The organism is Mesorhizobium sp. M1E.F.Ca.ET.063.01.1.1 (assembly GCF_003998155.1).
Taxonomy (GTDB): domain Bacteria; phylum Pseudomonadota; class Alphaproteobacteria; order Rhizobiales; family Rhizobiaceae; genus Mesorhizobium.
The window spans coordinates 1-4,018 of sequence record NZ_RZSC01000560.1; the positions used below are offsets into that span (position 1 = coordinate 1).

Genomic DNA, 4,018 nt, shown 5'->3' on the forward strand with positions numbered 1-4,018 from the left:
GCCGGGGTTGTTGATCAGGACGTCGGGGACGCCGTCCTTGTCGAGCAGGGTGGGAATCGCGGCTTCGATCGAGGCGCGGTCGAGCAGGTTGAAGACGTGGCGCGAGGCGATATGGGGGCTGGCCAGCGCTTCCGCCGACTGGTCGCAGCCGACGATGCGCGCGCCACGCTCGGCAAGCAGCGCCACGATCGCCGAGCCGAGGCCGCCGCCGGCGCCGGTGACGACAACGGTCTTACCCTCGAAATCGGCCTTCGACACCACGATGCGCGCGCTCCTCCGCAAGCCAGATGGAGGACCAACGCTACTCAACGAAATGTAATTTAGCAACATGATAAACTGCTTGCATGGCGACAAATGATCGATAATGTAGGAAAGTCACATAAATCCTGAGCCCGACAGGGCCAGGCGCGAATGCGCATCAATGGGAGAGATCAGATGAGCCTTGCGAAATGGACTGTCGGCCTGTTGGCCGGAATGAGCATGCTGGCGCTTGCAGCGCCGGCGGATGCGGGCGAGGTGCGCGTCACCGTCGCCGAATACAGCGCCAAGACCGGCCCCTATTTCGAAGCGGTGAAGAAGGAATTCGAGGCGGCCAATCCCGGCATCACCATCAAATACGAGGTGGTGCCGTGGGACGTGCTTTTGCAGAAGCTCACCACCGACATCACCGCCGGCACCAATGCGGATCTCTCGATCATCGGAACACGCTGGCTGATCGACTTCGTGCAGCAGGATGTCGCCGAGCCGCTCGACAGCTACATCACGCCCGAGTTCAAGGACCGCTTCATCGACACTTTCCTTCAGCCCTCGATCATGGAGGGCAAGACCTATGGCCTGCCGATCGCGGCTTCGGCGCGCGCCATGTATTACAACAAGGAGCTTTTCGAGAAGGCCGGCATCGCCAAGCCGCCGGCGACCTGGACCGAGCTGCAGGAGGATGCGCGCAAGATCAAGGGGGTCGGCGCCTTCGGCTTCGGCCTGCAGGGCAAGGAGATCGAGACCGACGTCTATTACTACTACGCGATGTGGTCGCAGGGCACCGAGATCCTCAACAAGGACGGCACGTCCGGCTTGAGCACGCCGGGCGCGCTCGAGGCCGCCAAGCTCTATAAGTCGATGATCGACGAGGGCCTGACCGAGCCGGGCGTCACCTCCAACAACCGCGAGGATGTGCAGAACCTGTTCAAGCAGGGCAAGGTCGGCATGATGATCACCGCGCCCTTCCTGTCCAACCAGATCAAGGAAGAAGCGCCGAAGCTGAAATACGGCGTCGCCGCCATTCCGGCCGGTCCGACCGGCGCGCGCGGCACCTATGGCGTCACCGACTCCATCATCATGTTCAAGAATTCCAAGAACAAGGACGAGGCCTGGAAGCTGCTCGACTTCCTGTTCACCAAGGAGCAGCGCGCCAAGTTCACGCAAGGCGAAGGCTTCCTGCCGGTGAACAAGGAAGAGGCGAAGATGGACTATTACGTCAACAACGCCGACCTTGCCGCCTTCACCGCTCTGCTGCCCGACGCCCGCTTCGCGCCGGTCATCCCGGGCTGGGAAGAGATCGCCCAGATCACTTCCGACGCCATGCAGAAGATCTATCTCGGCAGCGCCGAGCCGGAAGCCGCCTTGAAGGAGGCCGCCGCCAAGGCCAATGGCGTGCTGAAGAAATAGGGCGTATCTCCCTGCGCCCCGTGGCGCGCCCCACCCCGTCGGGGCGCGCCACATCCTTTCCGGTCTTCAGCAGAAAGACAGAATCGTCGATGTCAGCGCCGCCCCAGCCAGCCTCCTTCCTCTCCCTCCGGAGGGGGGAGAGGTGGCTCGGCGAAGCCCAGACGGAGTGGGGGAACCACCTGGCAACCGCCGCGAACGGACATACGAGGGACGCAAGGCGCAAGCATCGCTTCGCCTTGCGCCCAAGGATCGACCCCCGCTCCGTCGAGCTTCGCTCGACACCTCTCCCCCGATCGACGGGGGAGAGGAAGGGCCCTCTTCCGCAACTGCCGCAGAGGACAGGCAGGCAGGTGAGGGGCAGCGCCAACGCTGGCCTGGAATTCAAATGCGGGGACGTGCCTTGAGCACCAATGCCACTGCTGTCTACTCCCAAAGCGGTACAAGCCAGCCGATGCAAAGCCGGATCCTGCCTTACCTGCTGACTTTGCCCAGCCTGCTCTTGGCAGCAGTGGTTATCTTCTGGCCGGTCTGGGACCTGGTGCAGATCTCGACGCATGAGGTGAATCGCTTCGGCCAGTTGCGCGACTTCAGCGGCCTGGCCAATTTCTCGGCGCTTGCCGCCGATCCCGACTTTGTCGCGGCGCTCTGGCGCACCGGCCTATGGACCGTGCTTGTGGTCGGCGGCGCGCTGCTGTTGTCGATCCCCGTGGCGATCATCCTCAATACCGACTTCTACGGGCGCGGCCTCGCCCGCGTCATCATCATGCTGCCCTGGGCGGTGTCGCTCACCATGACGGCAGTGGTCTGGCGCTGGGCGCTCAACGGCGAGAGCGGCATGCTCAACTCGGCGCTGATGAAGCTCGGCATCATCAGCCAGAACATCCAGTGGCTGGCGAGCGCCGAGACCGCATTCCCGATGCAGGTGCTGATCGGCATCCTGGTGACGGTGCCGTTCACCACCACGATCTTCCTCGGCGGCCTGTCCTCGATCCCCGACGATCTCTATGAGGCCGCCGCGCTGGAAGGCGCAACGCCCTTCCAGCAGTTTTGCGAGATCACCTTTCCGCTCCTGAAACCCTTCATAAACATCGCGATCGTGCTCAACACCATCTACGTGTTCAACTCCTTCCCGATCATCTGGGTGATGACACAGGGCGGGCCGGCGAACTCCACCGATATCCTGGTCACGCATCTCTACAAGCTCGCCTTCCGCATCGGCAAACTGGGCGAAGCGTCAGCGGTGTCGCTGGTGATGTTCATCATCCTGCTCGTCTTCACAATGATCTATGTGCGGCTGGCCATGCGGGAGCAGCGGGCATGAGGAACGGCAAGCTCAAACGAACGATCATCGCCTGGCTGCTGCTTGCGCCACTGATCGTGGTGACGATCTTTCCCTTCGCGGTGATGTTCCTGACAGCGGTCAAGCCGCGGCCGGAAGTGCTTTCGCCCACCTGGTGGCCGAGCGAGTTCCGCTGGTCGAATTTCGCCGACATGTGGGTGGCGACCGGCTTCGGCCAGGCGCTCCTCAACTCGCTCTATGTCTCGGCGCTGGCGACAATCGGCGCTATCCTGATCTCCGTGCCGGCGGCCTACGCCATGTCGCGGTTTCGTTTTGCCGGCTACGGCGCCTTCCGCCAGTTCCTTCTGATCTCCCAGATGATCTCGCCGATCGTGCTGGTGCTCGGCCTGTTCCGGCTGATGGCCGCCTGGGGTCTGGTCGAGAGCACGACCGCGCTCGGCTTCATCTACATGGCCTTCAACGTCGCCTTCACCGTGTGGATGCTGCAGAGCTATTTCGACACCATCCCGCGCGACCTCGAGGAAGCGGCCTGGATGGAAGGCGCAGGTCGCTGGCTGACCCTGCGAAAAGTGTTCCTGCCGCTCTGCCTGCCGGCGATCGCGGTGACGGCGATCTTCACCTTTATCAACGCCTGGAACGAGTTCGTCGTGGCGCTCACCATGCTGCGCAGCCAGGAAAGCTATACGCTGCCGATCCAGGTGTTCTCGCTGGTCGCCGGCCGCTACACGATCGAATGGCACCATGTCATGGCGGCCACGCTGCTGGCCACCTTGCCGGTGGCGATCCTGTTCATCTGGCTGCAACGCTATCTCGTCCGGGGCTTGGCGCTCGGGGCCGTAAAATAGCTGTCATTGTCCATGGAGTTTTGATGCGCATCTTCACCGCCTCGCTGGCGACGGAAACCAACACCTTCTCGCCGGTGCCGACCGACCGGGCCTCGTTCGAGATGGCCTTCTACGCTGGTCCGGGCAAGCATCCGGAGACGCCGACGCTCTGCTCCTCGCCGATCGTCGCGCTGCGCCGCCGCGCGGCAGGCGAGGGCCTGACCGTCAT

General features: G+C 63.0%; 5 protein-coding genes. 4 read left to right on the forward strand and 1 reads right to left on the reverse strand.

Translation table 11 applies throughout. The annotated features are described in order from the left end of the window. Window positions 1-261, reverse strand: a 261-nt coding sequence (locus tag EOA29_RS27910; protein ID WP_189479009.1) for an SDR family NAD(P)-dependent oxidoreductase, incomplete at its 3' end; no start/stop codon positions are given. 174 nt (window positions 262-435) lie between these two features. Here EOA29_RS27910 and EOA29_RS27915 point away from each other — a divergent pair. The 4 genes from EOA29_RS27915 to EOA29_RS27930 all read left to right on the forward strand — a co-directional run. Continuing rightward, a complete protein-coding gene (locus EOA29_RS27915; RefSeq protein WP_126091286.1) occupies window positions 436-1,665 on the forward strand; it encodes a sugar ABC transporter substrate-binding protein in 1,230 nt (409 codons plus the stop codon). A 451-nt stretch (window positions 1,666-2,116) separates the two neighbouring features. Continuing rightward, a complete protein-coding gene (locus tag EOA29_RS27920) occupies window positions 2,117-2,986 on the forward strand; it encodes a sugar ABC transporter permease (protein ID WP_126095702.1) in 870 nt (289 codons plus the stop codon). Continuing rightward, the gene (locus EOA29_RS27925) at window positions 2,983-3,810 is read left to right on the forward strand and encodes a carbohydrate ABC transporter permease (protein WP_126091287.1); all 828 of its coding nucleotides are present in this window, start codon (window positions 2,983-2,985) and stop codon (window positions 3,808-3,810) included. The genes EOA29_RS27920 and EOA29_RS27925 overlap by 4 nt, the downstream gene beginning before the upstream one ends. Before the next feature lie 23 nt (window positions 3,811-3,833). Further along, window positions 3,834-4,018: M81 family metallopeptidase (locus EOA29_RS27930; protein WP_189479010.1), on the forward strand; the 185-nt coding region annotated here is incomplete at its 3' end.

Bases quoted from the DNA above. Each gene is read 5' to 3' on its own strand.
- EOA29_RS27920 (WP_126095702.1), top strand. From the start codon at position 2,117: ATGCAAAGCCGGATCCTGCCTTACCTGCTGACTTTGCCCAGCCTGCTC.
- EOA29_RS27925 (WP_126091287.1), top strand. From the start codon at position 2,983: ATGAGGAACGGCAAGCTCAAACGAACGATCATCGCCTGGCTGCTGCTT.
- EOA29_RS27915 (WP_126091286.1), top strand. From the start codon at position 436: ATGAGCCTTGCGAAATGGACTGTCGGCCTGTTGGCCGGAATGAGCATG.